This is a genomic window from Paracoccus sp. IB05 (assembly GCF_016405985.1).
Lineage (GTDB): Bacteria > Pseudomonadota > Alphaproteobacteria > Rhodobacterales > Rhodobacteraceae > Pseudogemmobacter.
This window is the reverse complement of the sequence record NZ_JAEFCF010000010.1, coordinates 39737-65055: the sequence shown is the minus strand read 5'-3', so window position 1 is coordinate 65055 and position 25319 is coordinate 39737. Positions and strand designations below refer to the sequence as shown.

The 25319-nt window shown below is 63.0% G+C and carries 22 protein-coding genes; 10 read left to right on the top strand and 12 right to left on the bottom strand.

The genetic code is table 11. The features are described from left to right. The first annotated feature begins 7 nt into the window (after positions 1–7). The 3 genes from JC607_RS09010 (at position 8) to JC607_RS09000 (ending at position 3244) form a co-directional block, all read left to right on the top strand. Positions 8–1294, top strand: coding sequence for a lipoprotein-releasing ABC transporter permease subunit (locus JC607_RS09010; protein ID WP_198836602.1), 1287 nt, complete (start codon positions 8–10; stop codon positions 1292–1294). Then, the gene (locus JC607_RS09005; RefSeq protein WP_198836601.1) at positions 1287–1961 is read left to right on the top strand and encodes an ABC transporter ATP-binding protein; all 675 of its coding nucleotides are present in this window, start codon (positions 1287–1289) and stop codon (positions 1959–1961) included. The genes JC607_RS09010 and JC607_RS09005 overlap by 8 nt, the downstream gene beginning before the upstream one ends. Before the next feature lie 287 nt (positions 1962–2248). Next, positions 2249–3244 (top strand): lysylphosphatidylglycerol synthase domain-containing protein, encoded by a 996-nt coding sequence (locus tag JC607_RS09000; protein WP_198836600.1) that lies wholly within the window; start codon positions 2249–2251, stop codon positions 3242–3244. Here JC607_RS09000 and JC607_RS08995 read toward each other — a convergent pair. Genes JC607_RS08995 through JC607_RS08965 form a run of 7 tightly spaced genes read right to left on the bottom strand, consistent with a single transcriptional unit; the run spans position 3221 to position 9621 of the window. Beyond that, the gene (locus JC607_RS08995) at positions 3221–4216 is read right to left on the bottom strand and encodes a GTP-binding protein (RefSeq protein WP_198836599.1); all 996 of its coding nucleotides are present in this window, start codon (positions 4214–4216) and stop codon (positions 3221–3223) included. The genes JC607_RS09000 and JC607_RS08995 overlap by 24 nt on opposite strands. Beyond that, positions 4209–4502, bottom strand: a complete 294-nt coding sequence (locus tag JC607_RS08990) for a hypothetical protein (RefSeq protein ID WP_198836598.1) — start codon at positions 4500–4502, stop codon at positions 4209–4211. The genes JC607_RS08995 and JC607_RS08990 overlap by 8 nt, the downstream gene beginning before the upstream one ends. A gap of 13 nt (positions 4503–4515) precedes the next feature. Beyond that, positions 4516–5418 carry a polysaccharide deacetylase gene (locus JC607_RS08985; RefSeq protein ID WP_092899546.1) on the bottom strand — a complete coding sequence of 301 codons (903 nt, stop codon included), beginning with the start codon at positions 5416–5418 and terminating at the stop codon, positions 4516–4518. 26 nt (positions 5419–5444) lie between these two features. Further along, entirely contained in the window at positions 5445–6560 is a 1116-nt protein-coding gene (locus JC607_RS08980) for an ABC transporter ATP-binding protein (protein ID WP_198836597.1), read from the bottom strand. An 11-nt stretch (positions 6561–6571) separates the two neighbouring features. After that, positions 6572–7399 (bottom strand): ABC transporter permease, encoded by an 828-nt coding sequence (locus tag JC607_RS08975; protein ID WP_198836596.1) that lies wholly within the window; start codon positions 7397–7399, stop codon positions 6572–6574. Positions 7400–7406: 7 nt separating this feature from the next. Then, complete coding sequence (locus JC607_RS08970) at positions 7407–8279, bottom strand: ABC transporter permease (protein ID WP_198836595.1); 873 nt, start codon at positions 8277–8279, stop codon at positions 7407–7409. Positions 8280–8331: 52 nt separating this feature from the next. Further along, positions 8332–9621, bottom strand: a complete 1290-nt coding sequence (locus tag JC607_RS08965; RefSeq protein ID WP_198836594.1) for an extracellular solute-binding protein — start codon at positions 9619–9621, stop codon at positions 8332–8334. Positions 9622–9888: 267 nt separating this feature from the next. Between JC607_RS08965 and JC607_RS08960 the strand changes: the two genes are divergently transcribed. Beyond that, positions 9889–10938 (top strand): GntR family transcriptional regulator, encoded by a 1050-nt coding sequence (locus tag JC607_RS08960; RefSeq protein ID WP_198836593.1) that lies wholly within the window; start codon positions 9889–9891, stop codon positions 10936–10938. Beyond that, positions 10935–12122, top strand: a complete 1188-nt coding sequence (locus JC607_RS08955; protein WP_198836592.1) for a PotD/PotF family extracellular solute-binding protein — start codon at positions 10935–10937, stop codon at positions 12120–12122. The genes JC607_RS08960 and JC607_RS08955 overlap by 4 nt, the downstream gene beginning before the upstream one ends. Before the next feature lie 15 nt (positions 12123–12137). Here JC607_RS08955 and JC607_RS08950 read toward each other — a convergent pair whose 3' ends face one another. Further along, entirely contained in the window at positions 12138–12899 is a 762-nt protein-coding gene (locus tag JC607_RS08950; RefSeq protein ID WP_198836591.1) for a DeoR/GlpR family DNA-binding transcription regulator, read from the bottom strand. A 163-nt stretch (positions 12900–13062) separates the two neighbouring features. On the opposite strand from JC607_RS08950, the gene JC607_RS08945 reads away from it, so the two are divergent. The 3 genes from JC607_RS08945 to eutH all read left to right on the top strand — a co-directional run bounded on the left by JC607_RS08945 (position 13063) and on the right by eutH (position 17696). Further along, entirely contained in the window at positions 13063–13971 is a 909-nt protein-coding gene (locus JC607_RS08945) for a phosphotransferase family protein (protein ID WP_198836590.1), read from the top strand. Next, the gene (locus JC607_RS08940; protein ID WP_198836589.1) at positions 13971–16427 is read left to right on the top strand and encodes an FAD-dependent oxidoreductase; all 2457 of its coding nucleotides are present in this window, start codon (positions 13971–13973) and stop codon (positions 16425–16427) included. The genes JC607_RS08945 and JC607_RS08940 overlap by 1 nt, the downstream gene beginning before the upstream one ends. Positions 16428–16499: 72 nt before the next feature. Further along, entirely contained in the window at positions 16500–17696 is a 1197-nt protein-coding gene (gene eutH / locus JC607_RS08935) for an ethanolamine utilization protein EutH (RefSeq protein WP_198836588.1), read from the top strand. A 48-nt stretch (positions 17697–17744) separates the two neighbouring features. Here eutH and JC607_RS08930 read toward each other — a convergent pair whose 3' ends face one another. Then, entirely contained in the window at positions 17745–19703 is a 1959-nt protein-coding gene (locus tag JC607_RS08930) for an FAD-dependent oxidoreductase (protein WP_198836587.1), read from the bottom strand. Positions 19704–19801: 98 nt separating this feature from the next. On the opposite strand from JC607_RS08930, the gene JC607_RS08925 reads away from it, so the two are divergent. Both JC607_RS08925 and JC607_RS08920 read left to right on the top strand, forming a co-directional pair. Then, complete coding sequence (locus tag JC607_RS08925) at positions 19802–20401, top strand: helix-turn-helix domain-containing protein (RefSeq protein ID WP_198836586.1); 600 nt, start codon at positions 19802–19804, stop codon at positions 20399–20401. Between the two features lie 274 nt (positions 20402–20675). Beyond that, positions 20676–21713 (top strand): LacI family DNA-binding transcriptional regulator, encoded by a 1038-nt coding sequence (locus JC607_RS08920; RefSeq protein ID WP_255532422.1) that lies wholly within the window; start codon positions 20676–20678, stop codon positions 21711–21713. A gap of 156 nt (positions 21714–21869) precedes the next feature. Here the strand turns inward: JC607_RS08920 and JC607_RS08915 are convergent, their stop codons facing one another. The 3 genes from JC607_RS08915 to dapF all read right to left on the bottom strand — a co-directional run bounded on the left by JC607_RS08915 (position 21870) and on the right by dapF (position 25277). Next, the gene (locus JC607_RS08915) at positions 21870–22967 is read right to left on the bottom strand and encodes a hypothetical protein (RefSeq protein ID WP_198836585.1); all 1098 of its coding nucleotides are present in this window, start codon (positions 22965–22967) and stop codon (positions 21870–21872) included. Between the two features lie 184 nt (positions 22968–23151). Further along, complete coding sequence (mtaB, locus tag JC607_RS08910) at positions 23152–24426, bottom strand: tRNA (N(6)-L-threonylcarbamoyladenosine(37)-C(2))-methylthiotransferase MtaB (RefSeq protein WP_198836584.1); 1275 nt, start codon at positions 24424–24426, stop codon at positions 23152–23154. Continuing rightward, positions 24423–25277, bottom strand: a complete 855-nt coding sequence (gene dapF, locus JC607_RS08905) for a diaminopimelate epimerase (RefSeq protein ID WP_198836583.1) — start codon at positions 25275–25277, stop codon at positions 24423–24425. The genes mtaB and dapF overlap by 4 nt, the downstream gene beginning before the upstream one ends. Between the last annotated feature and the right edge of the window lie 42 nt (positions 25278–25319).

The window sequence follows — 25319 nt, the reverse complement described above, 5'->3', positions numbered from 1 at the left end:
CGGGCATATGGCTGAAAAGACCGCACCTTTCGCCGCTTTTGAGTGGCTGATCGCCTGGCGCTATCTGCGCGCGCGCCGTGCCGAGGGCGGGGTCTCGGTGATGACCTGGATCTCGCTGATCGGCATTACGCTCGCGGTCGCGGCGCTGATCGTGACCCTCGCCGTCCGGGCGGGCTTCCGCGAGGAATTCGTCGATACGATCCTTGGCGCCAATGCGCATGTGACGCTCTGGTCTTCGGAGCGCACCGATGAGGCCGGCGTGAAGATCCGGGGCTTTGCGGATTATGATGCGCTCGCCGCCCGCGTGGCCGAGGTGCCGGGGGTGGAGCGTGCGGCACCGCTGATCCGGGGGCAGGTGATGGTCTCGGATGGGGAGCGCAGCGTCGGCGCCGATCTTTACGGCATCGCGCCCGAGGAACTGGCAAAGATCCCGCGAATTGGGATCGGGTCCGATTCCATCGGTGATATCGACCGATTTCCCGAAGGCATCGCGCTTGGATCGGTGCTGGCGCGTGATCTGGGTGTCATCGTCGGCGACAAGGTGCGGGTGATCACGCTGAACGGCCCGAAAACGGCGATGGGCGTAAGCCCGCGTACCAAGGCCTATGAGGTCGTCTATATCTTCACCGCCGGGCGCTATGATATCGACAAGGTGCGGATGTATATGCCTTTCACCGAGGCGCAGAGCTTTCTGAACCGCGAGGGCTTTGCCGATGAGATCGAGATCATCGTGCAAAATCCGGAGAAGGTTGACGATTATGTGCTGCCGATCCTGAATGCTGCCGGGCCCGAGGCCAATCCCTGGACCTGGCGCGATTCAGCCGGGTCGTTCCTGCGCGCGCTGGATATCGAAGACAATGTGATGTTCCTGATCCTGTCGATCCTGGTGCTGATCGCGTCACTGAACATCGTGTCGGGGCTGATCATGCTGGTGAAGAACAAGGGGCGCGACATTGGCATCCTGCGCACCATGGGGCTGAGCCAGGGCTCGATCCTGCGGGTGTTCTTCATCTGCGGCGCGGTGACCGGCGTGATCGGCACCATCGCGGGCCTCGGCCTCGGCTGCCTTGTGGCGCTGAATGTCGATCAGGTCATGGCAGGGATCGCCTGGATCAATGGCAGCCCGGTCTGGGATGCCTCGGTCCGGGGGATCTATTCGCTGCCTGCGAAACTGCAGGCAAATGACGTGATCTCGGCGGTGGCGCTGGCTTTGGGCCTGTCGTTCAGCGTGACGATTTTGCCGGCGCGCCGCGCCGCCCGCATGGACCCGGTGGAGGCATTGCGCAATGAGTGAGGCATTGGTTCTCGAGGGCATCACCAAGGGCTATAACAAGGGGAAACCCTCGGAAGTCCAGGTGTTGCGCGGCGTCGATCTGTCGATCGCGAAAGGCGAGGTCGTGGCGCTGGTCGCGCCTTCGGGGGCGGGAAAATCGACGCTTTTGCATATTGCAGGGCTGCTCGATACGCCGGATCAGGGCCGGGTCGTGATGGGCGGGCGCGAAATGGGCGGGCTGTCTGACAGGCTCCGGACCGAGGCGCGGCGCGGCGATGTCGGCTTTATCTACCAGTTTCATCATCTGCTGCCCGAATTCACCGCGCTGGAAAATGTTGTGATCCCGCAGCTGGCGAATGGTGTGTCGAAAGCGGAAGCCTCCGCGCGGGCGCGCGATCTGCTTGAGATGGTCGGCCTGGCAGCGCGCGCCAGCCACCGCCCCGCAGCACTTTCGGGGGGCGAGCAGCAGCGGGTGGCCTTTTGCCGCGCGCTGGCCAATGGGCCGGGGCTTTTGCTGGCGGACGAGCCGACCGGCAATCTTGACCCCGGGACCTCGGATCAGGTCTTTGGCGCGCTGATGGATCTGGTGCGCGCGACCGGGATGGGGGCGCTGATCGCGACGCATAACCTTGAGCTGGCCGCGCGCATGGACCGGGTGGTGCGTCTGGACCAGGGCAGGATGGGCTGAGCGGGCCCCGGGCCACCGCATACATCTCACAGGCGCCCGGAAACCCGCCGGCTGACGCGGCTCAGCGCGCGCAATGGCGGCAAGTCCCGCAACCCTGGTGGCAGGTTCGGGCCACGCCTGCCTGGTCGCGCGCGGCTGTGCTGTGACAGGCAAACAGAATTTCGTGATTTTCTGCATTTTTCCCGGGCACCGGAATTGCCCTTGTCATGGAATGCGGTTCCAATAGTGCCAGCCTGCCGTGGGTTATTTTGCTGCCGGCGGGGCCAAAAACAACAGGACAATAGCACGTGGCAGGAACGACGGCAGGCGGCGCGAAGTGGAAGAAATTCATCTGGCCGGTGATCGGCCTGCTGGCAATCGGGATATCTTTCTGGTTTCTGACTCATGAGCTGAAAGATATGTCCTGGAAGGCGCTCTGGGCCGGCTTCGGAGCGATCAATTCCTGGCACTGGTTCCTGATCGTTCTCTGCACGCTGGCCTGCTATATCAATCTTGCCTTTTATGACGTGATCGCATTGCAGCACCTGCGCAAGAAGGTGAGTTTTCCCTTTGTTGTCGGCTGCGCCCTGACCACCTATTCGCTCGCCCATACCATTGGTGCCTCTGCTTTTTCCGGCGCAGTGATCCGCTACCGTGCCTATACGACCAGGGGGCTTTCGGGGCCCGAAGTGGGGGTGCTGGTTACCTTCTGCTCGCTCACTTTCAGCCTTGCCGTGATGATCGTTCTGGGCTTTGCCTTTCTCCTGACGCCGGGTCTGGGCGACCGCGTATCCACCCATATCTCGCCGCATGTGGTGCAATGGGCGGCCCTGGTCACGCTGGCGATTGTGGTGGCCTATCTCGCCTCTTCGGCGCTTGGCCTGCCGGATCTGAAGATCCGCAACTTCCGCGTCTCTTACCCGCGGTTTTCCATTGCGCTGAAACAGGTGACGATTGCCCCGGTGGAGCTGCTTTTTGCCGCCGGCATCCTCTATTTCGCGCTGCCCGAGGTGAACAATCCTGGATATCTGGTTGTGATGGGCGTGTTCGTGGTCGGTTTCTCGCTGGCGCTCTTGTCGCATGCACCTGGCGGGATCGGGGTGTTCGAGCTGGCGGTGATCACTGGCCTGCCGGAGTTTCCGCCCGAGACGGTGCTTGCGGCGCTGCTGGTGTTCCGGCTTTTCTATCTGATGCTGCCGCTGGTTCTGGGCCTCGTGCTGGTCGCGCTGTTCGAATCCGGGCAGCTGAAGGCGAAACGCGCGCTGGAAAAGGCCTCAGCTTTATCCGCCAAAGCGCGCCCATGACCGGGCGATCAGCGCCGCGTCGAAATTGCGCCCGATCAGCACGATGACACCTTCCTCGGGCTGCGGCCCGGCGAAAGTCCCGGGCAGGTTCTCTGGCAGGATCTCGGGCGGCTGCATCACATGGCGTACAGATTGCAGCAGGAGCCGCCCCGCCGGCGTCCGCACCACGCCCTTGACGCGGATGACATCGCGGCTCCGCGCGAAGAGGAGCGCGGAAAGCCAGGTCGAAAGCGCCACCCAGCCGAGGACGTCATCATCGCGCGAAGCCCCTCCGATCGTCAGGCGGAAGGGCCGGATCGCTGTGTCAGCCCGGGCGGCTGGCAGCGCAAAGGGCTGACCCGGTTCGGGCAGATCACAGGGGATCCCGAGCTCTGCCGCCTCGATCCGGGCGCCGGGATTCAGCAGCCGCAGCGTCGCGAGCAGGCGCGCGGTCTGATCCGGCGGGACTGACGCGGTTTTGGTCATTATGATGCGGTCGGCTGTCTCGGCCTGGGCACGCGCCAGGGGCTCTTCCATGAGCTGTGAGGTCCCGTGCTGCGCATCCGCGAGCACCAGTATTTCGGACAGCCGGAGCCTGCGGGCGAGGATGGGGTCTGCCGCAATGGCACTCGCGATGGCGCCTGGATCGGCGAGCCCACTGGTCTCGAGCAGGATCCCGGTCGTTTGCCCTGCGTCCCGACCGCTGGCCTGATCGCAGATTTCGCGCAGCGTCGTAAGGAGGGCGGCCGAGCCTTCGCAGCAGGCGCAGCCCCCGGCGAGGACCGTAAGCCGCGCTGCCTTGCCCAGGAGCAGATTGTCTACCGGCGTTCCCGCAGCCTCGTTGACGATAATATGCTGATCGCGGAGCAATCCCTGGTGCAGCTGATGGCGCAGCCAGCTGCTTTTCCCCGCCCCGAGAAAGCCGCCAAGGATGGTCAGTGGCAAAAGGCCATCGCCTTTGGCGTTCTGCCTCAGGATGGAAGCCTCAGTCATTGTTCAGCACGGTCAGTGAAAGTGGATCCACTGGCCCTGCGGCCATACGGGCGGCTGCCGCCCAGAGGCTGTCGAGATCGGCCACAAGTTCCCTGGCGCCACCAGGTGCAAAGAGCTGCAACCCAGGCGTCACACCATCATCATAGGCCTTTAACCCCCAGGGCGCGAGCAGCCGGTTGATCGCGGCCACCCGGATGAAGCGCAGTCGCAGCCTGTCGCCGGGGGTATTGCCCCCGGCATCTGTCCAATGCCCTGGCCGGCTTGGAAAACCACAGGCGGAACACATATTGCCCCCCGTTTCAGATCACCTCTGGCCGCTTGCCGCTTTCAAACGGATAGCGTTTGCGGAAGTCATCGGTGATCTGTTCAAACGTCGCCCATTCGACGCCGTCATGACCATTGATATATTCGATAAGCCGTTCCAGCATCAGCAAAACCTGCGGGCGCCCGGCCACATCCGGGTGGATTGTGAAGGCAAAGACCGCATAGTCCATTTCGCGGTAGACCCAGTCGAACTGGTCGCGCCACAGCTCTTCGATATCGCGCGGATTGACGAAGCCGTGGCTGTTGGGCGACTTCTTCATGAACATCATCGGCGGCAGATCATCGACATACCAGTTGGCCGCGATATCAACGAGGTCGATCTCACGCCCGTGTTTCAGCGGATGCATCCAGTCTTTGGCCTGTTTCGTATAGTCGATGACATTCCATTCATCGCCGACACGCGCATAGAAGGGCTGGAAATCGCGATAGCCCTGGCTGTGATCATAGCTGAAATTGTACTTCTGCAGCAAAGCGGCCGTCGAGTTCGACATTTCCCACCAGGGCGCCACATAGCCGCGCGGCGGGCGGCCTGTCAGCTTGTCGATCAGCTCGATGGATTTGACGAGAACATCCTCCTCTTGTTGTGGCGTCATCGCGATGGGGTTTTCATGCAGATAGCCATGGGCGCCCACCTCATGACCTGCATCCACAATCATCCGCATTTCTTTCGGAAAGGTTTCCAGCGAATGTCCGGGGATGAAAAAACTGGTCTGGAGGTCGTATTTTTTGAACAGACGCAGCAGCCGCGGGATGCCGACCTCTGTCGCGAAGATGCCGCGCTGGATGTCTGACGGGCTGTCGCCGCCGCCATAAGAGCCGATCCAGCCGGCAACCGAATCGATATCGGTGCCGAAGGCGCAGTAGATTTTCTTGGCCATGTTATCCTCCTGTTAACGGATTTGCCTCAGTCTTCCAGAGGCGCTCCGGCGGAATTGTTCGTGCCTTTCAGATGGTGGCTTGCGGTGGGCTCCCAGCTGGCATGGATGGTCTCGCCGACCGTGATGGGCCGTGCGAACCAGGCTTCATCGGGCAGGTAGATGATGAATTCTTCGCGCGATCCGGTATCTAGGGCGACTTTGACGAAAGTGCCCTGGTATTCGGTGTTGATGACCTTGCCGGTAAGCCCGTTTCTCGCAGGCGTATCGGGCGAGAGGTGAATACGGTCGCGGCGGACCGAGAAACGAATTTCTGCGCCCGGGGTCACTCCGGGCGCGGAGGGCAGGTCATAGCGGTGCCCATCCGCGGTGGTGACGCTTGCCGAATCGCCCGAGGTGCTTTCGACCTTGCCTGCCAGCACATTCTGACCGCCCATAAACCGGGCGACATAGGGGCTGTGCGGGTGGTTGTAGATTTCGCGCGGTGAGGCGGCCTGTTCGATCAGCCCGTGATCCATCACGACGACCTGATCGGCCAGCGCGATGGCCTCAGGCTGGGTATGGGTGACGTGGATGAAGGTGATCCCGAGCTCGTTTTGCAGCCGTTTCAGTTCAACCCGCATCCGCAGGCGCAGGAATTCGTCAAGCGCGGAAAGCGGCTCATCCAGCAGGAGGACCTTTGGATTGGTGATCAGCGCGCGCGCCAGCGCCACCCGCTGTTGCTGTCCGCCCGACAGTTCCGAGGGCAGGCGGTCTGCGAGGTGGCCCAGTTGCACGCGGTCCAGCATCTCGCGCGCCTTCACACGGCGGGCCTCGGTTGCCTCACCTTTCACGCGCAGCGAAAAGGCGACGTTGTCGGTCAGCGAAAGATGCGGGAAGAGGGCGTAATTCTGGAACATCAGCGCTGTGCCGCGGCTGCCGGTTTTCGCATGGGTGACGTCCTGCCCCCCGATGGAAATAGTGCCGGAGGAGGGAGCCTCATGCCCGGCAATCATGCGCAAAAGCGTGGTCTTGCCGCAGCCAGAGGGGCCGATCATGCAGCAATAAGACCCGCCTTCGATCACCAGATCAACATTATTGACTGCCTTCACCGACCCGTAAAGCTTGGTTACGCCCTTGATATCAATACGGCTTATATCAGACATGGTCAGTTTCCTCACTTCGCGCGGGCACGGCGTTTCTGGATTAGGGCGATGCCGGCGAAGGCCAGCGCGATGACCGCGAAGCTCAGCACCGAGGTTACGGTGCCGATCGCGTAAAGCGCGGGTGTGGTCACATTCGTCGTCATATTTGAGATCTCGATGGGCAGGGTATTTCTGCCGCCAACCGTCAAGAGCGAGCGCGGCATTTCATCGTAAGACAGGGTAAAGCCGAACAGCGCCACCGCGATCAGACCGGGGAACAGGATCGGCACGGTCACATAGCGCAGCGTCTGCCATGGCGTGGCGCCAGCATCGCGGGCGGCTTCTTCCCAGGAGCTGTCGAACCGGTTCAGAACCGCGAACATGATCAACAGGCCAAAAGGCAGGGTCCAGCTCAGATGCGCGCCGAGGCCGGAAAGCCACCAGTTCAACCGGAAGCCAAGCAGCTGGAACAGTTGCGAAATCCCAAGGCCGAGCAGGATCCCCGGCACCACGAGGCTGGTGATCGCCAGGTAAAACAGTGGCCCCGCACCGATGAACCGCTTGCGAAAGGCGAGCCCGGCGAAAAGGCAGACGATCGCGGTAATGGCCAGTGACATCGCGCCCAGAACCATCGACCGCCGGAAGGCGCCGCCAAGATCACCGTAGCGCGTCGAGGTCCAGAGGTCGTTGAACCAATGGGTCGAGACGCCGCGCAACGGAAAGGTCAGTCCGCCCGTTGGCCCCTGGAAGCTGAGGATGAAGATCACCAGCATCGGGCCGTAAAGGAAGATTACGAAAAGCGCGAAAAACGCCGCCAGCAGGTAAAATCCGAGCCCGCGTCTTTGGGTTGCCTGTGACATTAGACCCTCACTTCGCCAGTTCAGAGCGGATATCGACGATCCTCAGGATCGCCGAGACCATCAGCAACACGACCACGATCAGCAGGACCGCCATCGCGGCAGCTTCCGGGTAGAACAACTGGTCGATCTGGTTCTTCATCGCCGAGACGACCGAAGCGCTTTGTCCGCCGCTCATGACACGGACGACGAAGAAGTCACCCATCACCAGCGTGACGACAAAGATCGAGCCAAGTGCGATCCCGGTGCGAGACAGCGGCACGATCACCGTCCAGAGGATCTGCCAGCCCGAGGCGCCGGCATCGCGGGCGGCCTCGATCAGGTTCGGGTTGATCTTGGCCATCGAGTTGAAGATTGGCACGATCATGAACAGCGTGAACAGATGGATATAGGTCAGGACCACCGCGAAGTCGGAATAAAGCAGGATATCAAGCGGTTGATCGATCACCCCGGCTGATATCAGCGCCTGGTTGAAGACGCCCTCGCGGCCCAGAAACGGGATCCAGGACACCATGCGGATGACGTTCGACGTCCAGAATGGAATCGTGCAGAGCAAGAACAACCCGATCTGCCATTTCAGGTTCCGCACATGGAACACCAGGAAATACGAGCAGGTAAAGCCGATCAGCATGGTCGCGATCAGGGTCAGCGCGGCATATTTCAGCGTGTTCAGGAACAGCGTCAGCGTGACCGGCGAGGTCAGCACCTGCGCGTAGTTGTCCCAGGTGAATTCCGAGTAGATCGTGATGCCATCGGTCTGCCAGAAGCTTAAAAGCAACACTGTGATCAGCGGAATGCCCACCATCGCCAGCATGATCAGCGCCAGCGGCGCGACCTGGAGATAGGGCGTCAGCGGCGAAGACCGCCCGGAAGAACGCGACATTGATGAACCTCGTGAGAGTGCCGGCGGGGCCGTGACCCCGCCGGAAAATGGATCAGGCCGAGACGAATTCGTTCCAGCGCTGCACCATGTAGCGCTCTTCATCCATCACAGTGTTCCAGCAGGCGACATTGCCCATGCGGGCCTCGAACGAGCCGCCATCGCGCACCGCGCCCGCCTTGTCCATCACCGCGCCATAAGGGTCGAGGATGTCCTCTTGCGCGGCCTGGCCTTCATACCAATAGCCCCATTCATTCGCGGTCAGCTGTTCCTTGGCCGTGGTCGGCACCGAGGAATAATAGCCCTGCCGCGCGATGAACGCGCCCTGCCAGCCCGAGAGATACCAGTTCAGATATTCATAGGCGGCTTCAAGTTTGATGCCTTCGAGGTGGTTCATCAGCCCCATGCCGAGGCCCCAGCCGCGATAGCCCTCTTTCAGCCCCTGATAGACGCAGGCAGTGCCGCGCGATTTCACCGCCGTCACAGCCGGCGACCACATCGACTGGATCACCACCTCGCCGCCCGCCATCAGGTTGACGGATTCATCAAAGGTCGACCAGAAAGCCCGGAACTGACCGGCTTTCTTCAGCTCGATCAGGCGGTTGATCGTGGTGTCGATCTCTTCCTTCGTCATGTTGCCCTTGTCGCCATAGGTCAGCTCGCCCAGAGCCTCCATTGCCATGGCGGCGTCCATGATGCCGATCTGCGGGATGTTCACCAGCGCGGTCTTGCCCTTGAATTCCGGGTTGAACAGCTCGCCCCAGCTTTCCACCGGGCGCCCGATCAGGTCCGGCCGGATGCCGACCGTGTCGGCATTGAAGATGGTCGGCATCGTGGTGGCGAAATCGGTCGGGCTGGCAGAAAAGGCGGTATCGCCCGGGCCGCCGGTATACATCACCTTGACCGGCGTGGTGCCCTGCATCGACTGGGCGGAACCGTCGAAATTCTTGCCGTCCTTCATCACCGGCGTGATATCGCCCCATTTCGCGATCTTTGCCACTTCGACCGGCTGCAGCTGGCCCGAGCGCCAGACCTTCTGCATCGCCCAGAATTCCAGATCGGCGATGTCGATGGTCTCGGGCTGGTTCACCACCTTGGCCATCAGCGAAGTGCTGTCAGCGGTTTGTGGCACGATTTTGAATCCGAGATCGGCCGAGGCCTTTTCGCAGATATCGGCGATCACCGAATAGGACGGCCCCACCTGGTTGAGCGTGATGTCCTTGATCGTCTGGGCCCAGATCATCGGCGCGCCGAGAATCCCCGAACCCACTGCCGCGCCGGCTCCGGCGGCGGAGGCTTTCATAAAGCCCCGGCGGCTGAGGCCCGGTTTCTTGCTGGTCGTCATGGTCATTCTCCCTGTTGCTGGAGGTGGCCTGCCGGGTCTTCTGACCGGTCGGGCGCTGATGGGAACTATCCGGAGCGGATATCACTCTGACAAGTACGCTAGCAAAGTGTTCTTGGGATGCAATGCACAATTTATATCTGGAAAGATGTAAAGCATGGTCGCATACTTCGGGTTCAGTGCTGGATCCGCCACTTTTTTTGGCAAATTGCCCTGTGTTTGCCGGGGTGTGGACGGACTTTGTATGCGATGGACAGAAAGATCGGACAGTTGAGCCAAAACACTGCCGAATCTGCCCCGATGATCGCCCGACCGGCGATGTCGATGGGGGCGGCGGGGTCACGCCCGGCCTTTCTCTATGTCTCGATTCGCGACCTTCTGTCCCGAAAGATCAGCAGCGGCGAGCTGCCGCCCGGGACAGTGCTGAAAGAAGCGCCGGTTGCCGGGCAGCTCGGCGTCAGCCGGGCCCCGGTGCGCCGTGCGCTGGCCCTTCTGGCCGAGGCCGGGCTGATCTTCGAGGCAGGCGGTCAGGGGTTTAAGGTCGGCCAGGCCGCGCCGGTGCAGCTGCCGCTGCGCCAGCTCCACCAGATTCTCACCGGTGAGCCGGAGGAAATCGACCGCTCGCCCTCCTGGGAGCGGATTTTCGACGAGGTGCGCGAGGAGATCACCGCCGCCATGCCCTTTGGCTCCTGGCGCATTCAGGAGGCGGCGCTTGGCGATCATTTCCATGTCAGCCGTACCGTCGCGCGCGAAGTGCTCTGGCGGCTGATGGACCGGCGCCTGGTCGATAAGGACAGCAAATCGCATTGGATCGTCGGCCAGATGACCGCGCGCGACCTGCGCGAGACGCTGGAAATGCGGGCGCTGATGGAGCCGGCGGCGCTGGTCCAGGTGTTGCCTGGCCTCGACCGGGCCTGGCTTGCGCGGCTCGAGGCGCGGGTCGCGGCGCTGATCCGCGCCTTCCCGCAGGTCGAGCCCCAGGCGCTGGATCAGATCGACCAGGCGATGTTTCAGGAGATGTTCGCCGGTCTGCGGAATTCGCGCCTGCTGGCCTCGATCCGGCGCAATCAGATCTCGCTGGTGGTGCCGCATCTCTTCCGCCACCATTTTCCGCTGACCGATGACCTGGCCGCCTTGCTCGATTACGCGCGGATCCTGCATCACCTGGGCCGGGACGAGGCCGAGGCGGCGCAGGTTCTGATGCGCAGCCATCTGTTGCGGATCGGGCGGCTGACGCTGGCGCGCCTCAGGGTGTTGTCGCTCCTGCCGCCGCCGCGCCGGGTGACCTGGCTGATTCCGGCACATCAGGGGGGCCTATGACGGATACCGTGCTGCGCGTGATCGGAACACCTGCGACCCTGACGCCTGAACTGCGCGCGCGGGCAGCGGCAGATTTGCCGTTCGGCATTCAGTTCGAGGTGCTGGACGGGCTCGATTGCCAACGCCGCGGCGTGATGGCGCCCGAGAGCTTCGATGTTTATGACCAGTGGTTCCATTCGCTGGATCTTTTATGGACAGCGGCCTCGATCCGCCCGATCGACACGACGCGGCTCGCGCGGTGGGATGAGGTGACCATCGCCGGAACGCGCCCCGGCGCCAATGGGCGGCAGCCTGGCAGCTGGCCCGGAAGCCTCCTTTATGCGCAATCTGATCGCAGCCTTGCCGCTACGCCGCAGCCCGGAGCGGCCCCGCAAATATCCATGTTGCCAACAACTTACAACGTGGACAGTTTTGTCTGGACGCCGGATATGTCAGCGCTGCGCCGCGCGGAAGAGGCGGAAAGCTGGGCCTGGCTCTTGGATGGGCGCTGGCATGGGCGCGCGGCTCTTGCCGCAGATCCGGCCGCAAGTGTGGTGGAGCTTGCGCTGGCGGCGCGGGCGGCGGGGCTGGTCGACATTGCCGATCCGGGCGATCTGACCATCGAAGAGATCGACGCGCTTTTTGCCGTGCTGATGCCCCTGCGCCGGTCAGGTCATTTCACGCGGTTCTGGGCGACATCTGATGATGCGGTGCGGCTGATGACGCCACAGGGCAGCGGAGGCGGGCCGGTGATTTCGGCTTTGTGGTCGCCCGCCTATTACGCGATGCGGGCCATGGGGCGCGATCTGCATTACGCGGTGCCGGGCGAGGGATATCGTGGCTGGCATTCCGGGCTTTGCCTTTCGGCGGCACTGTCGGGCGAGCGGCTTGAGATGGCCTATGCCTGGCTCAACTGGTGGCTTGATGGTGTGCCCGGGGCGATCATGGCGCGGCAGGGCTATTACATGTCGGTGGTTCAGCCGCTGCGCGACACGCTGACGCCGGCCGAATGGGCCTTCTGGTATGCGGGCGAGCCTGCCTGCGAAGACCTTGCGGGCAGTGACGGGCAGATCGTGGTCCGGCGCGGCGAGCGGCGCGAAGGCGGCAGCTATCAGGACCGTGTCGCCCGCATCGCCGTCTGGTCGACCATCATGCCCGAACATAATTATCTGATCCGGCGCTGGCGCGAATTTCTCGGGGACTGAGGGCGCTGCGCCGGTTCAGTCGCTGGCGCGGATCAGCACGCCCCCGGCCTGCAGCGCGGCCTCGAGGTCCGGCGGCGGCGGCTGGTCACAGATCACCTCGTCAATCGCGTCAAAGCCGCAGACCTGCACCAGGCCCTGCACCCCGAATTTCGTCGCATCCGTCACCACCACCCGCCTGCGGCCGCAGCGCAGCACGGCGAGGGCGAATTCCGCCTCCTCAAGATCGTAATCCATCACCCCGGTCAGGGCATCGATCGCCCCGACCGAGATCACCGCATGATCAACGCTGAACCGGCTGACAAAATCTATCGCCGAGACGCCGAAGGACGCGCCACTGTCGCTCCGCAGCCTGCCGCCCGCCATATAGACCTGGTTGCCATTCACCGTGGCCAGAGTGCGGGCAATGTCTGAAGAATTCGTCACCACCACCAGCCGATGATGCTGCAAAAGCGCGCGTGCCAGCAGGCTCGTCGTCGTTCCGGTATCCAGCATCACCGAATCCCCGTCACGGATCGTCGCGGCGGCGCGGCGCACGATGATGTCTTTCGCCGCGCGGTTTTCGCGCATCCGCCGCTCGAACGGGGCCTCACGCAGCGTCGAGGCCAGCCCGATCATGCCATGCATCCGCACGATCTCGCCCTGCGCGGCGAGGGTCTTCACATCGCGACGAATGGTCTCGGCCGAGACACAAAGGCGCGCGGCAAGCTCGTTGATTCCAACCGTTCCCTGGTCGGACAGCATCGCGAGGATCTGGCTGTGACGCGGAGAGTGATCCATAAAAGTCCTGACCTCGTGACCGTTTGCGCATCTGGCGCGTGAATCTGTGACCGTTTCCACATATTTCGGTCATATCCGGGCATAAATCCACATTTTTGTTGACGCAATCCCAAAGCCACCGCCAGTCTTGCGCAACATGCGGCGACAGACTGCAGGGGGGGCTATGACCGGAGAGACAAGAGTTCCGCCAGAGAAGGCGGCGATCATCGGGGCGCTGCCGCTCTGGCAGGGTGAAATCAGCATTGCGCCGCTTCTGGGTGGCATCAGCAATGAAAGCTGGCTGGTGCGCGATGAGCAGGGCGGCCATGTGGTGCGCTTTGGCAAGGATTATCCGTTCCACCACGTCATTCGCGAGCGCGAGATCATGACCGCCCGTGCCGCCGAAGCGGCCGGTTTCGCCCCCGCGGTCGAATTCGCCGGGCCGGGGGTCATGGTCAGCCGCCACCTGAGCGCGCATACGTTCAACGCCGGTGATGTGCGGGGCAATATCGACGGGCTGGCACGGCTGATCCGCGATTTCCACCGCGAGATGGGGCGCCATGTCTCGGGGCCGGGTTTCATCTTCTGGCCCTTCCATGTGATCCGCGATTATGCCCGCACTTTGCGGACGGGCGGCAGCCGCAAACTGGCGGATCTGCCACGTTACCTCGCATTGGCTGATGAGCTGGAGGAGGCGCAGATCCCGCTGCCGATCATTTTCAGCCATAATGACCTGCTTCCGGCGAATTTTCTCGATGATGGCAACCGGCTCTGGCTGATCGATTTTGAATATGCCGGGTTCTCGACGGCCATGTTCGACCTGGCGGGCGTGTCATCGAATGCGGGCTTTTCGGCGACCGAGACGAACACGCTTCTGCGGGCCTATTTCGGCGAGGCGCCGTCCCGCGACCTCTTGCGCGCGATGGCGGCGATGCAATGCGCCAGCCTTTTGCGTGAGGCGATGTGGAGCATGGCGTCCGAGCTGTATCTGAACGCGCCCGGCACCGATTACCCGGCCTATACCGAAGAAAACCTCGCGCGGTTTGAGATCGCGCTCGACCATTACCGCTCAGTTTACGGAAAGAAAACCTGATGTCGCAGACCCTGCCCGCACATGCTCAGATCGTGGTGATCGGGGGCGGTATTATCGGCTGCTCGACCGCCTATCACCTGGCGCGCGATCACAAGGCGGATGTGATCCTGCTGGAACAGGGCAAGATCACATCGGGATCGACCTGGCACGCGGCGGGGCTGGTGGGGCAGTTGCGCTCTTCGGCCTCGATCACCAGGGTTCTGAAATATTCGGTTGATCTGTATAAGTCCCTCGCCGCTGAGACCGGGCTTGAAACCGGCTGGAAGATGACCGGCTGCCTCAGGCTTGCGACCAATGAGGATCGCTGGACGGAATATCGCCGCCTCGCCACCACCGCGAGAAGCTTTGGAATGGAGATGCATCTCGTCTCGCCCGAAGAGGTCAAACGGATGTGGCCGCTGATGGATGTCTCGGATCTGGTCGGTGCCTCCTGGTTGCCGACGGACGGGCAGGCCAGCCCTTCGGACATCACGCAGTCGCTGGCCAAAGGCGCGCGGATGCATGGTGCGAAGCTGGTGGAACATGTCCGCGTCACCGGATTCGTGATGGACGGGAACCGCATCACGGCGGTCGAGACCGATCAGGGCGTGATTGCCTGTGAAAAGGTGGTGAATTGCGGTGGGCAATGGGCGCGCCAGGTGGGGGCGAAAGCGGGTGTGAACGTGCCGCTGCAACCCGTCAAGCACCAGTATATCGTGACGGAAAAGATCGAGGGCCTCGCGTCTGATGCGCCGACTCTGCGCGATCCCGACCGGCGCACCTATTTCAAGGAAGAGGTCGGCGGCCTCGTGATGGGGGGCTATGAGCCGAACCCACAGTCCTGGCGCACCGGGCTGCCCGGTGGCGACGTGCCCGATCAATGGGAATTCCAGCTGTTCGATGATGATTTCGACCATTTCGAACAGCATATGAAAGAGGCCATCGCCCGGGTGCCGAAGCTCGCGGAAACCGGCCTCAAGCAGATGATCAATGGGCCGGAAAGCTTTACCCCGGACGGGAATTTCATCCTCGGCCTGGCGCCGGAATGCGCCAATATGTTCGTGGGCGCCGGGTTCAACGCCTTCGGCATCGCCTCGGGCGGTGGTGCGGGCTGGGCGCTGGCGGAATGGGTGATGCGGGGCGAGGCGCCGCTGGATCTCTGGTCGGTTGATATCCGCCGCTTCTCGGGGCTGCATCGTGACCGCGCCTGGGTCGAAGAGCGCACGCTTGAGGCTTACGGCAAGCATTACACCATCGGCTTCCCGCATGAGGAATATGAAAGCGGGCGGCCCCGCATCACCTCGCCGCTTTACACGCGGCTGAAAGGCCATGGCGCGGTGTTCGGATCGAAACTCGGATGGGAACGGCCGAACTGGTTTGCCGGCCCGGGCGAAGAGCCGCGTGATCTCTATTCGATGGGCCGCCAGAACTGGTTTGATGCGGTGGGCCGGGAACATCGTCTGGTGCGCGACGGGGTTGGCGTCTTCGACCAGTCGTCTTTCGCGAAATATGAGGTGGCGGGGGCAGGGGCGGCTGAGGCGCTGGAACTGATCTGCGCCAATCATGTGGCGAAAGCGCCGGGCCGGCTGACCTATACCCAGATCCTGAACTCGCGCGGCGGTATTGAATGCGACCTGACCGTGGCGCGGCTGGCGGAGGACCGCTTTTACCTCGTGACCGGGACGGGGTCGCGCACCCATGACCTCGCCTGGATTGCCGATCACTTGCCTGCCGGCGATGTGGCGATCCGCGATGTGACCGAGGATTTTGGTACGCTGTCTTTGATGGGGCCGAAAGCGCGCGCGGTGCTGACTTCGGTCACAAAGGCGGATGTGTCGAATGCGGCCTTCCCCTTCGGCGCGGTTCGCGGGCTGGAGATCGCCGGCCATCAGGTCCGCGCGCTGCGGGTCACCTATGTCGGAGAACTCGGATGGGAGTTGCATGTGCCGCTTGCCGGTACAGGCGATGTGTTCGATGCGCTGATGGCGGCAGGCGCCCCGCATGGTATTCACCCGACCGGCTACCGCGCGATTGAAAGCCTGCGGCTGGAAAAAGGCTACCGCGCCTGGGGATCCGACATCACCCCGAATGACAATCCGTTCGAGGCGGGGCTTGGCTGGGCGGTCAAACTGAAACGCGGCACTGACTTTATCGGGCGCAAAGCCTGCGAGGCGGCTGCGGGCGCCGCCCTGGTCAAACGGCTTGCGGGGTTCACCACTGATGATCCCGATGTGGTGCTGCTGGGGCGTGAAACGATCCTCAGGGACGGCGAGCCGGTCGGCTATCTGACGAGCGGAGGCTATGGCTACAGCCTGCAAAGCCCGATCGGCTTTGGCTATGTGCGCAATGAGGCGGGCGTCAGCGACGCGTTTCTGCACTCGGGCCGGTATGAGCTGGTCGTGGCCAATGAAATCCGGCCCGCGAAACTGCATCTCGATCCGCTTTACGACCCGGGCTCGCTGCGGGTGAAAGCATAAGTGACTGCAGGCCGGGCCCGAAATGGCCCGGCCTTTTATCAATGAAAACAATAATCAACAGGAGGGACAGCAATGGCTTCCATTGGAACATATATTATCTGGCTGATCATGGTCTGCGCCGTCGCGGGTGCGATTGCCGCGATCCGCGATTCTGAAAAAGGGCTTGGCAAAGAATTCACCGAGGGTCTGCATTCGATCGGCCCGATTTTCATTCCTGTGGCCGGGATCATGGCCGCAATTCCCTATCTCTCGCATTTTATTGAATTCGCGGCGGGGCCGCTTTTCGCCCTTGTGGGTGCTGACCCCTCGATTGCCGCGACCACGGTGATTGCGGGCGATATGGGAGGCTACCAGCTGGCCGACAAAATTGCCCAGACGCGCGAGGCCTGGGCGATTGCGACAGTGGTCGGCTTCATGTCGGGTGCGACGATCATCTTCTCGATCCCGGTCGGCCTCGCCATGCTGAAGAAGGCCGATCATAAATATATGGCGCTGGGCATCATGTCCGGCATTCTCTCGGTGCCGGTCGGGGTGCTGATCTCCTGCACGGTGATCGCACTTTCGGGGCTGGATATCCGCCCGGAGGTCTCGACCGCGTCCGATGCGAATTTCGCCCTGACACTCGGTTTTGGCGAGATATTCCGCAACCTCCTGCCGCTGATCATCTTCTGCGTGGCAATTGCGCTCGGTCTGCGATTCGCGCCGGATGCCATGATCACCGGCTTTCTCTGGTTCGGAAAGATCATGTATGCGGGCATCACACTGGTGCTGGTGGCCTCAATCGTCGAATATTTCACCGGGTTCTTTACCAATGTCTTTGGCCATTGGGGCTTTGACCCGATCATCGCGGATGAGGCCGACCAGTTCCGCGCGCTGGAAGTGGCGGGCTATATCGGCATCATGCTCGCGGGTGCCTTCCCGATGGTCTACCTGCTGACGAAATACCTCGCGAAACCGATGGAAGTGCTGGGCGCGAAGATCGGCGTGGCGCCCGAAGGGGCGGCGGGTCTGCTTGCGGCCTGTGCCAATATCCTCGCGATGTTCCGGCTGGTGGAAAAGATGCGTCCGCGGGACAAGGTGGTGGCGATTGCCTTTGCGGTTTGCGCGGCCTTTACCTTCGGCGATCACCTGGCTTTCACCGCGAATTTCCAGCCGACGCTGATTGCGCCGCTGTTACTTGGCAAGCTCCTCGGCGGTGTGGCGGGCTTTATCCTCGCGGTCTGGCTGTCGGTGCCGAAAGCCGAGGCTCTGGCAGCGGCAGAGCGCTGATCCATGCGTCCCGCCCGGGCGCAGGCCCGGGCGGAAAAACCACAAAAGTCAGAGGGCGCGACCGGCCAGCATCCCCTCATAGACCGCTTCTTCCGCCGTGCGGGGTGTCTGGCAATCGCCGACGCTATGACAGTCGATCCCCTGGGCCGCGATCTCTGACCTGAGCCCGTCAAAGGGCAGATGCCCGGACGACAGCACCAGCATATCCACGCCCTCGATTTCCATCGGCAGCCCGGACGCCGTGTGTTGCAGGAAGACCGTATCGCCAAAGGTGCCGATCAGTCGCGCATAGGGCGTGACCCTGACGCCAAGCCGGTGCAGCGAGGCCGCCGTCGCATCGCGAACGTAGAAGGGCATCGCCTCACCCATGTAAAGCCCGTTCACCGCCAGATCGACCCCGGCGCCGTCCCGCGCCAGGGCCTCAGCCACGCCCGGCCCGATCCAGTCGGCGCGCCAGTCGGCCACCACCACCCGCGCACCGGGTTTCACCTCGCGCTTCAGGATCTGCCAGGCGGTGGCGACTCTAATCTCGCCATCCGTCTCAAACGGCGGCAAATAGGGTGTGGCGCCGGTCGCGAGCACCACCGCATCCGGGGCGAAATCGCGCAACAGGCCCGCATCGACGCGGGTGTTCTTGCGGATTGTGACGCCCGCAAGCGCGCATTCGCGGGCAAGATTGGTCGCGATGCCGCCAAATTCCGCGCGATGCGGCAAAAGCTGCGCCAGCAGCGCCTGACCGCCAAGGCGTGGCTCCGCCTCGAACAGCGTCACCTGATGGCCGCGCTCTGCCGCCACCGCTGCCGCTTTCAGCCCGGCGGGGCCGCCGCCGATCACCATGATCCTGCGGGGCCGCGCGGTTGCGGGATGAATGGCGAACACCGTCTCGCGCCCGGTCTCGGGATGCTGGATGCAGGAAATCGGCAGGCCCCGGTGGAAATGATGAATACAGGCCTGATTGCAGCCGATACAGGCGCGGATATCGTCGAACCGCCCCTGATCGGCCTTGACCGGCATTTCGGGGTCGCAGATCAGCGCGCGGGTCATGCCGCAGCCATCGGCCTCGCCCCGGGCGATCACCATCTCGGCCTCTTGCGGCTGGTTGAGGCGGCCGGTGATGAAGACCGGCACCTGAAGTGCCGCTTTGAACGCACGGGCCTCGGGCGCCGTATAGGCAGCCGGGAAATTCATCGGCGGCGCGATATGGACCGCGCCGCCGATGGTCGCCGAGGTGCCAATGGTGACGGAAAGATAGTCGATCCGCGTGCCAAGCCCCTTCGCGGCCGCCAGCGTCTCGGCATTGGTCAGCCCGGCCTCGTCTTTCTCACTGGCCGAGATCCTGAGCCCGATGATGAAATCATCCCCCGTTGCCGCGCGCATGGCTTCCAGCACATCCGCCATGAATTTCAGACGGTTGCTATCTGAGCCGCCGTAGTCATCCTGGCGCCGGTTGACGCGCGGATTCAGAAACTGCGCCGGCAGATAGCCATGCGAGGCGACCAGTTCGATCCCGTCGAGCCCGGCCTGGTACATCCGCCGCGCCGCATCGGCATAGCCTTGCGTGATCCCGGCGATCATCGCGCGATCCATCTCGCGCGGCATATTGCGGAACCGCTCATTCGGGGTGCTTGACGCCGAATAAGCCACCGCCAGCATCCCATTCGCGCTTTCCATGATCTCGCGCCCCGGATGGAACAGCTGCGAGACGACAAGCGCGCCATGGGCATGGCAGCGCCGCGCCAGCTCCCGGTAGCCCGGGATACAGTCATCCGTCGTGGCCATGATCAGATGCGAGGTATAGCGCGCCGTCTCATGCACGCCCGCCACCTGGGTCACGATCAGCCCGGTGCCGCCTTTGGCGCGGGCCTCCTGATAGGCGATATAGGCCTCGTTCACCAATCCATGTTCCGGCAGGCAGGTGTCATGCCCGGTCGAGATGATGCGGTTGCGGATCTCGCGGCCGCGGATCACCAGCGGGCGGAAGAGATTCGGGAACATCTTCTCGGTCATGGCTGCCTGGACTCCAGGGTGGCGGATGCGGCAGGTTCGACAGGGTAAGTAAAAAGATCAATGGTATTTTTTACTGACGGAGGGGGAGGGGATCCAGGATGAAGCCGGATGAGCCGCGCCTGAAGGCTGCGACTGCCGCCGAGGGCCGCGTTCTGGGCGAAAGGCTGCGTGAGCTGCGCAAGCGGCGCAAACAGACGCTGGCGCAGCTGGCGGATGGGGCAGGGCTGTCGATCGGCTATCTCAGCCAGATCGAACGGGATCTTGCCGAACCCTCGATCAATGCGCTGGTTTCCATTGCGCAGCATCTGGGCGTGACGGTGCAATGGTTTTTCGCCGGCAACGAGCAACCGGTGCCCGAGGCCGGGCAGGGCTATGTCATCCGCCAGGCCAACCGGTTGAAGGTTGCCTGTCAGGGCGGTGCGGTCGATGAATTGCTGACGCCGCGCCTGTCGATGGCGCTGGAGATGATCCGCTCGCGCCTGCCGCCCGGCGCCGAGGCGCAGGAGGCCTATAGTCATGACGGTGACGAGGTTGGGCTGGTGCTGTCGGGGCAGCTGGAGCTTTGGGTTGGCGCCCGTCATTTCCGGCTGGAGGCAGGTGACAGCTTTTCCTTCGCCTCAGGCGAGCCGCATCGCTATCGCAATCCGGGCCCGGCAGAGGCCGAGGTGATCTGGGCGATAAGCCCGCCAACCTACTGAAAAAGCAAGGCGAACTGGGCAGCGTATCAGATGTGGCGGAAGAAGATGTGAAGGGGGGTGAATTTGGCCCACCACCCCCCCTCAGGGGTCCGGAGGCTCCAAAAGAGAGCTTGCACAGAGCATCCGGATCACAGTTTTCACTGTTAGCGCTATCATTAGCGGGGGATTACTGCCTGTTCAAGCCCCTCCTGAGACGCTAACAATCAGGAAAGCGCTGTTTCATGACCCGCCCCGATCTGCCCGCCCGTTTCAGATCCCCCCAGAGGACCACCCATTGACCAAAGCTACGCCGCCCGAACCCCACCGCGCCCTGACCCTCCGCGATGTGTCAGAAGCTTCCGGGGTCAGCGAAATGACGGTCAGCCGGGTGTTGCGCAATCGCGGCGATGTGTCAGAGACGACGCGGGCAAGGGTGCTCGAGGCGGCGCGGCGGCTTGGCTATGTGCCCAATAAAATCGCGGGCGCGCTGGCGAGCCAGCGGGTCAATCTGGTTGGCGTGGTGATCCCGTCCTTGTCGAATATGGTCTTTCCCGAGGTGATGACCGGAATTTCGAAGACGCTGGAAGATACCGGTTTGCAGCCGGTGGTGGGCGTCTCGAATTATCAGGTCGATCGCGAGGAGCAGGTCATCTATGAGATGCTGTCCTGGCGGCCTTCGGGGCTGATCGTGGCGGGGCTGGAACATTCCGCAGCATCGGCGGCGATGCTCGCGCAGGCCGGTATCCCGATTGTCGAGATCATGGATATCGACGGCACGCCGGTCGACAGTATGGTGGGGATCTCGCATCGCCGCGCCGGGCGCAAGATGGCCGAGGCGATCATCGCGGCGGGCTATCGCAAGATAGCTTTCCTTGGAACCCATATGCCGACGAATGACCACCGTGCGAGGAAGCGGCTGGAAGGGTTCGAAGAGGCGCTGGCCGCTGCCGGCCTCTCGCTGGTGGACCGCGAATTCTATTCCGGCGGCTCGGCACTGGCCAAGGGGCGTGAGATGACCGAGACTCTGCTCAAACGCCGCCCGGATGTCGATTTCCTGTATTATTCCAACGATATGATCGGCGCGGGCGGGCTGCTGTGGTGCCTTGAGCAGGGGTTGGATGTGCCGGGCCGGATCGGGCTTGCCGGGTTCAACGGGGTCGAACTGCTCGACGGTCTGCCGCGCCGGCTGGCGACGATGGATGCCTGCCGGCTGGAAACCGGGGTCGCCGCGGCCGAGATCATTGCCGGCAAACGCTCCAGCGGCGTTATCGGTGGCGAGGTGATCGAGTTCGAGCCGAAGCTGCAGCCGGGCGATACCATACGCAACCTGTGAGAACTGGCAACCGGGCAGGGGGCGCTGCCCCCGTCTCCGTGCGGAGACTCCCCCGGGATATTTAGAGACAGAAAATGAGGTGAAAAAACTGCATCATTTTCTGTCCTTAAATATCCCCGCCGGAGGCTTCCCAGGTTGCCACCGGCGGGGCGCTGATCATTTCCAGCTGACGTAGTCATCCGCCGTACAGCCATAGGGGGCATTCTGATCCCCGAATCGCTCCTCCAGCTTGCCACAGGCCCAGCTGTTGATCGGGGCCGGCATCATCGCATTGATCTCCATTCCCAGCGGATCGTGGGAGTCCGGGCTGCCGGTCACATACCAGAGCCACCAGCCAAGCGCCGCCAGAACGAAGAAGAGGATCACCCCCAGCCCGGCCAGCAGATTGCGCAGGACCCCGCCGCCGCGTTTCTTTGCCGGGCCTTCGCTGTGCTGCGGCTGGCCGAATTTTTCGGCCTCCTCGCGGTCCAGCAGGGCCAGCGCTTCACGGCGTTCCTGATCTGTCAGGTCGATCCGCGTCAGACCCCGGTCCAGCAAGGCCGGGAGCCGGGCACCGGTGCCCTTTACCCCCAGGCCGTAACCATTGCCCTGATCATCCCAGACCATCAGCGGCGCGTCGCCCTTGCGCAGGGTCGTGGTCAGCACCGGTTTGGGCTGGTCCTTGTCATGATAGCTGATCTGCGTTTTGCCGCGCAGGTTCTGCATATTGGTGATCGCAAGCGGCAGCAGCGCCAGGCGTGAGGGCTGCGCGAGGGCGCGCGATGCTTTGCCTGCCCGGAGGCGCTGCCAGAGGATCGCAGCCGCGCCGCCAAAGAACAGCAGCGCGAAGGCCGCCAGCATCAGGATCCGGTTCCAGATCTTTTCCACGCCAAGGCTCAGCGTCGCCAGATGCGGCTTGTCGCCCGAGATCACCACATCGACCCAGTAATCGCCGCTATGGAAATCGACGAACATCAGCCTGATATCGGATTCGTAATGCTGGCCCTGATAGTTATAGGCGACATGAGCCTCGCAATCGGTGAAAAAGGCTTTGCGGGTGGTGCATTGGCCATTCTGGACATCGCTGTCTTCAACCGTCACCGGGTTCTGGCTGATTTGCCAGTCGCGCCAGATATCCGGAGCCTGCCACCAGGCCAGAAAGCCTCCGACGATCAGCATGACAATCACCGCGAAAAGAGTGGCACCAGGCGGAGAAATGCTGCCGGGGGTGAGTTTCAGCGGTCGGTCGGGGAGGGTCAGGTTTGTATAAGACATCGGACTCATAACTCTGCGTGAATTTCGTGCAAGCTGTCACAGACAGGTGATGAGACCCAGATAAAAAGTGATTTGTTCAGGAAAACCAGACCCTGGCGCCCGCAGGCCCGCCCAGAGAACCTGTGCGGGGATCAGCCGGTGCGGGCTGGCCGGAGGCACAGCCGGGGATATCAGATCGGGGATATCAGAGCGGGGTGGCGATCAGGCGGGTGCCGTCCTGGCCGGTGATGCGGGCCGGGATGATGCGGCCCTCGGGCTGGGCATCTGCAAAGCTCACTTCGGTGAACTGGCCGGTGCGGCCGTTATGCGGACCTTCGGTCAGGACCTGATGCAGGGCGCCCTGCTGGCTTTCCAGATGGCGGATGAGCGCGCTTTCTCCGGCGGCGCGCAGCCGGGCGGCGCGGTCGCGGATCGTCGGACCTTTCACCTGTGGCATCCGCGCGGCGGGGGTGCCTTTGCGGGGCGAATAGGGGAAGACATGCAGGAAGGTCAGGTCGCAATCCGAGACCAGCTTCAGGCTGTTTTCAAACATCTCGTCGGTCTCGGTCGGGAAGCCCGCGATGATATCGGCGCCGAAGATCAGATCGGGGCGCAGGCTGCGGGCCTCTTCGCAGAAGCGGATCGCGTCATCACGCAGATGGCGGCGCTTCATCCGTTTCAGGATCATGTCGTCGCCTGCCTGCAGGCTGAGATGCAGATGCGGCATCAGCCGGCTTTCGGTCGCGATCGCCTGCATCAGGTTCTCATCGGCCTCGATACTGTCAATCGACGAGATCCTGAGCCGTGCCAGATCCGGCACCAGCCGCAGGATCCGCATCACCAGATCGCCAAGGCGCGGCGTTGCGGGCAGGTCGGCGCCCCAGGAGGTCAGATCGACGCCGGTCAGCACAACTTCCTGAAACCCCTTGTCGACCAGACGTTTGATCTGTTCGATCACCACGCCGGCGGGGGCAGAGCGCGAATTGCCGCGCCCATAGGGGATGATGCAGAAAGTGCAGCGATGGTCGCAGCCATTCTGCACCTGGACATAGGCGCGATGGCGGCCAAAGCCGTCGATCAGATGACCGGCGGTCTCTTTCACCGACATGATGTCATTGACCAGTGTCTTCTCGGTCACGCCGATCAGATCCGGCGCCAGGAGGGGCGCGCGCAGCCCGGTCCAGGTCTCGGCCTGCATCTTTTCGTGATTGCCGATGACCTTTGTCACCTCGGGCATCGCCGCAAAGGTCTCAGGTTCGGTCTGCGCCGCGCAGCCGGTGACGATCACCGGCGCACCGGGGTTTTCGCGCGCGAGACGGCGGATTTCCTGTTTGGCCTTGCGCACGGCTTCGGCCGTCACCGCGCAGGTATTGACCACGACCGCGCCATTGACCCCGGCGGCGGCGGCAAGTTCCTTCATCGCCTCGGTCTCATAGGCGTTCAGGCGGCAGCCCAGGGTGGCGAAAACAGGCGCGTTCATGTCAGGGTCGCCAGGAAGGCGGGCGGGATACGGCCCTCGAAGACCAGCGCCACCGGGCCGGCCATCCAGACGCCATCCTCACGCCAGTCGATCTCCAGCACGCCGCCGTCAAGGTCAAGCGTCACGCGCCGCCCGGTCAGCCCGCGCAGATGCGCTGCCACTGCCGTCGCACAGGCGCCCGAGCCGCAGGCGAGCGTGATGCCGGCGCCGCGCTCCCAGACCCGCATGCGCAACCTGTCGGGGCCAGTCAGGCTGGCGAATTCGACATTGGTGCGTTCGGGGAACAAAGGATCATGTTCGACTCGCGGGCCAAGGCCCGCGACATCCGCCGTATCGGCATCGGGCACAAAGAACACGCAATGCGGGTTGCCCATGCCAACTGCCACCGGCGTACCATCCAGCGGCAGATGCGCGGTATCGACCGCATGCGACAAAGGCAGCTCGGCCCAGTCCAGCTGCGGCTGGCCCATATTCACATTGACCCGGCCATCCGACATCCGCTCGGCCCGCAGGGTTCCGCGTTGGGTGATCAGCGTCACCGCATCTTTGCCCAGATCGCGCATGACGTAATCCGAGACGCAGCGCGTGGCATTGCCGCAGGCGCCGGCGCGGCTGCCATCGGTGTTCCAGAAATCCAGGGTGAAATCGACGCTGTCCTGCCCGGCAGGCGCCGGCCGGATCTCGGCCAGCTGATCAAAGCCCACGCCCCGGTTGCGGTCGCCAAGCGCGCGCGCCAGCGCAGCCGTCACCACCGCCTCGCCGCGTGCCCGCGAGTCGATCACCACGAAGTCATTGCCCGCCCCATGCATCTTGATGAAGGGCAGGCCGCTGGGGTCAGGGCCCTGTGTCATGCGCCCCATATACGCCTGCGCCGCCCCGCAATCCAGAGCGCA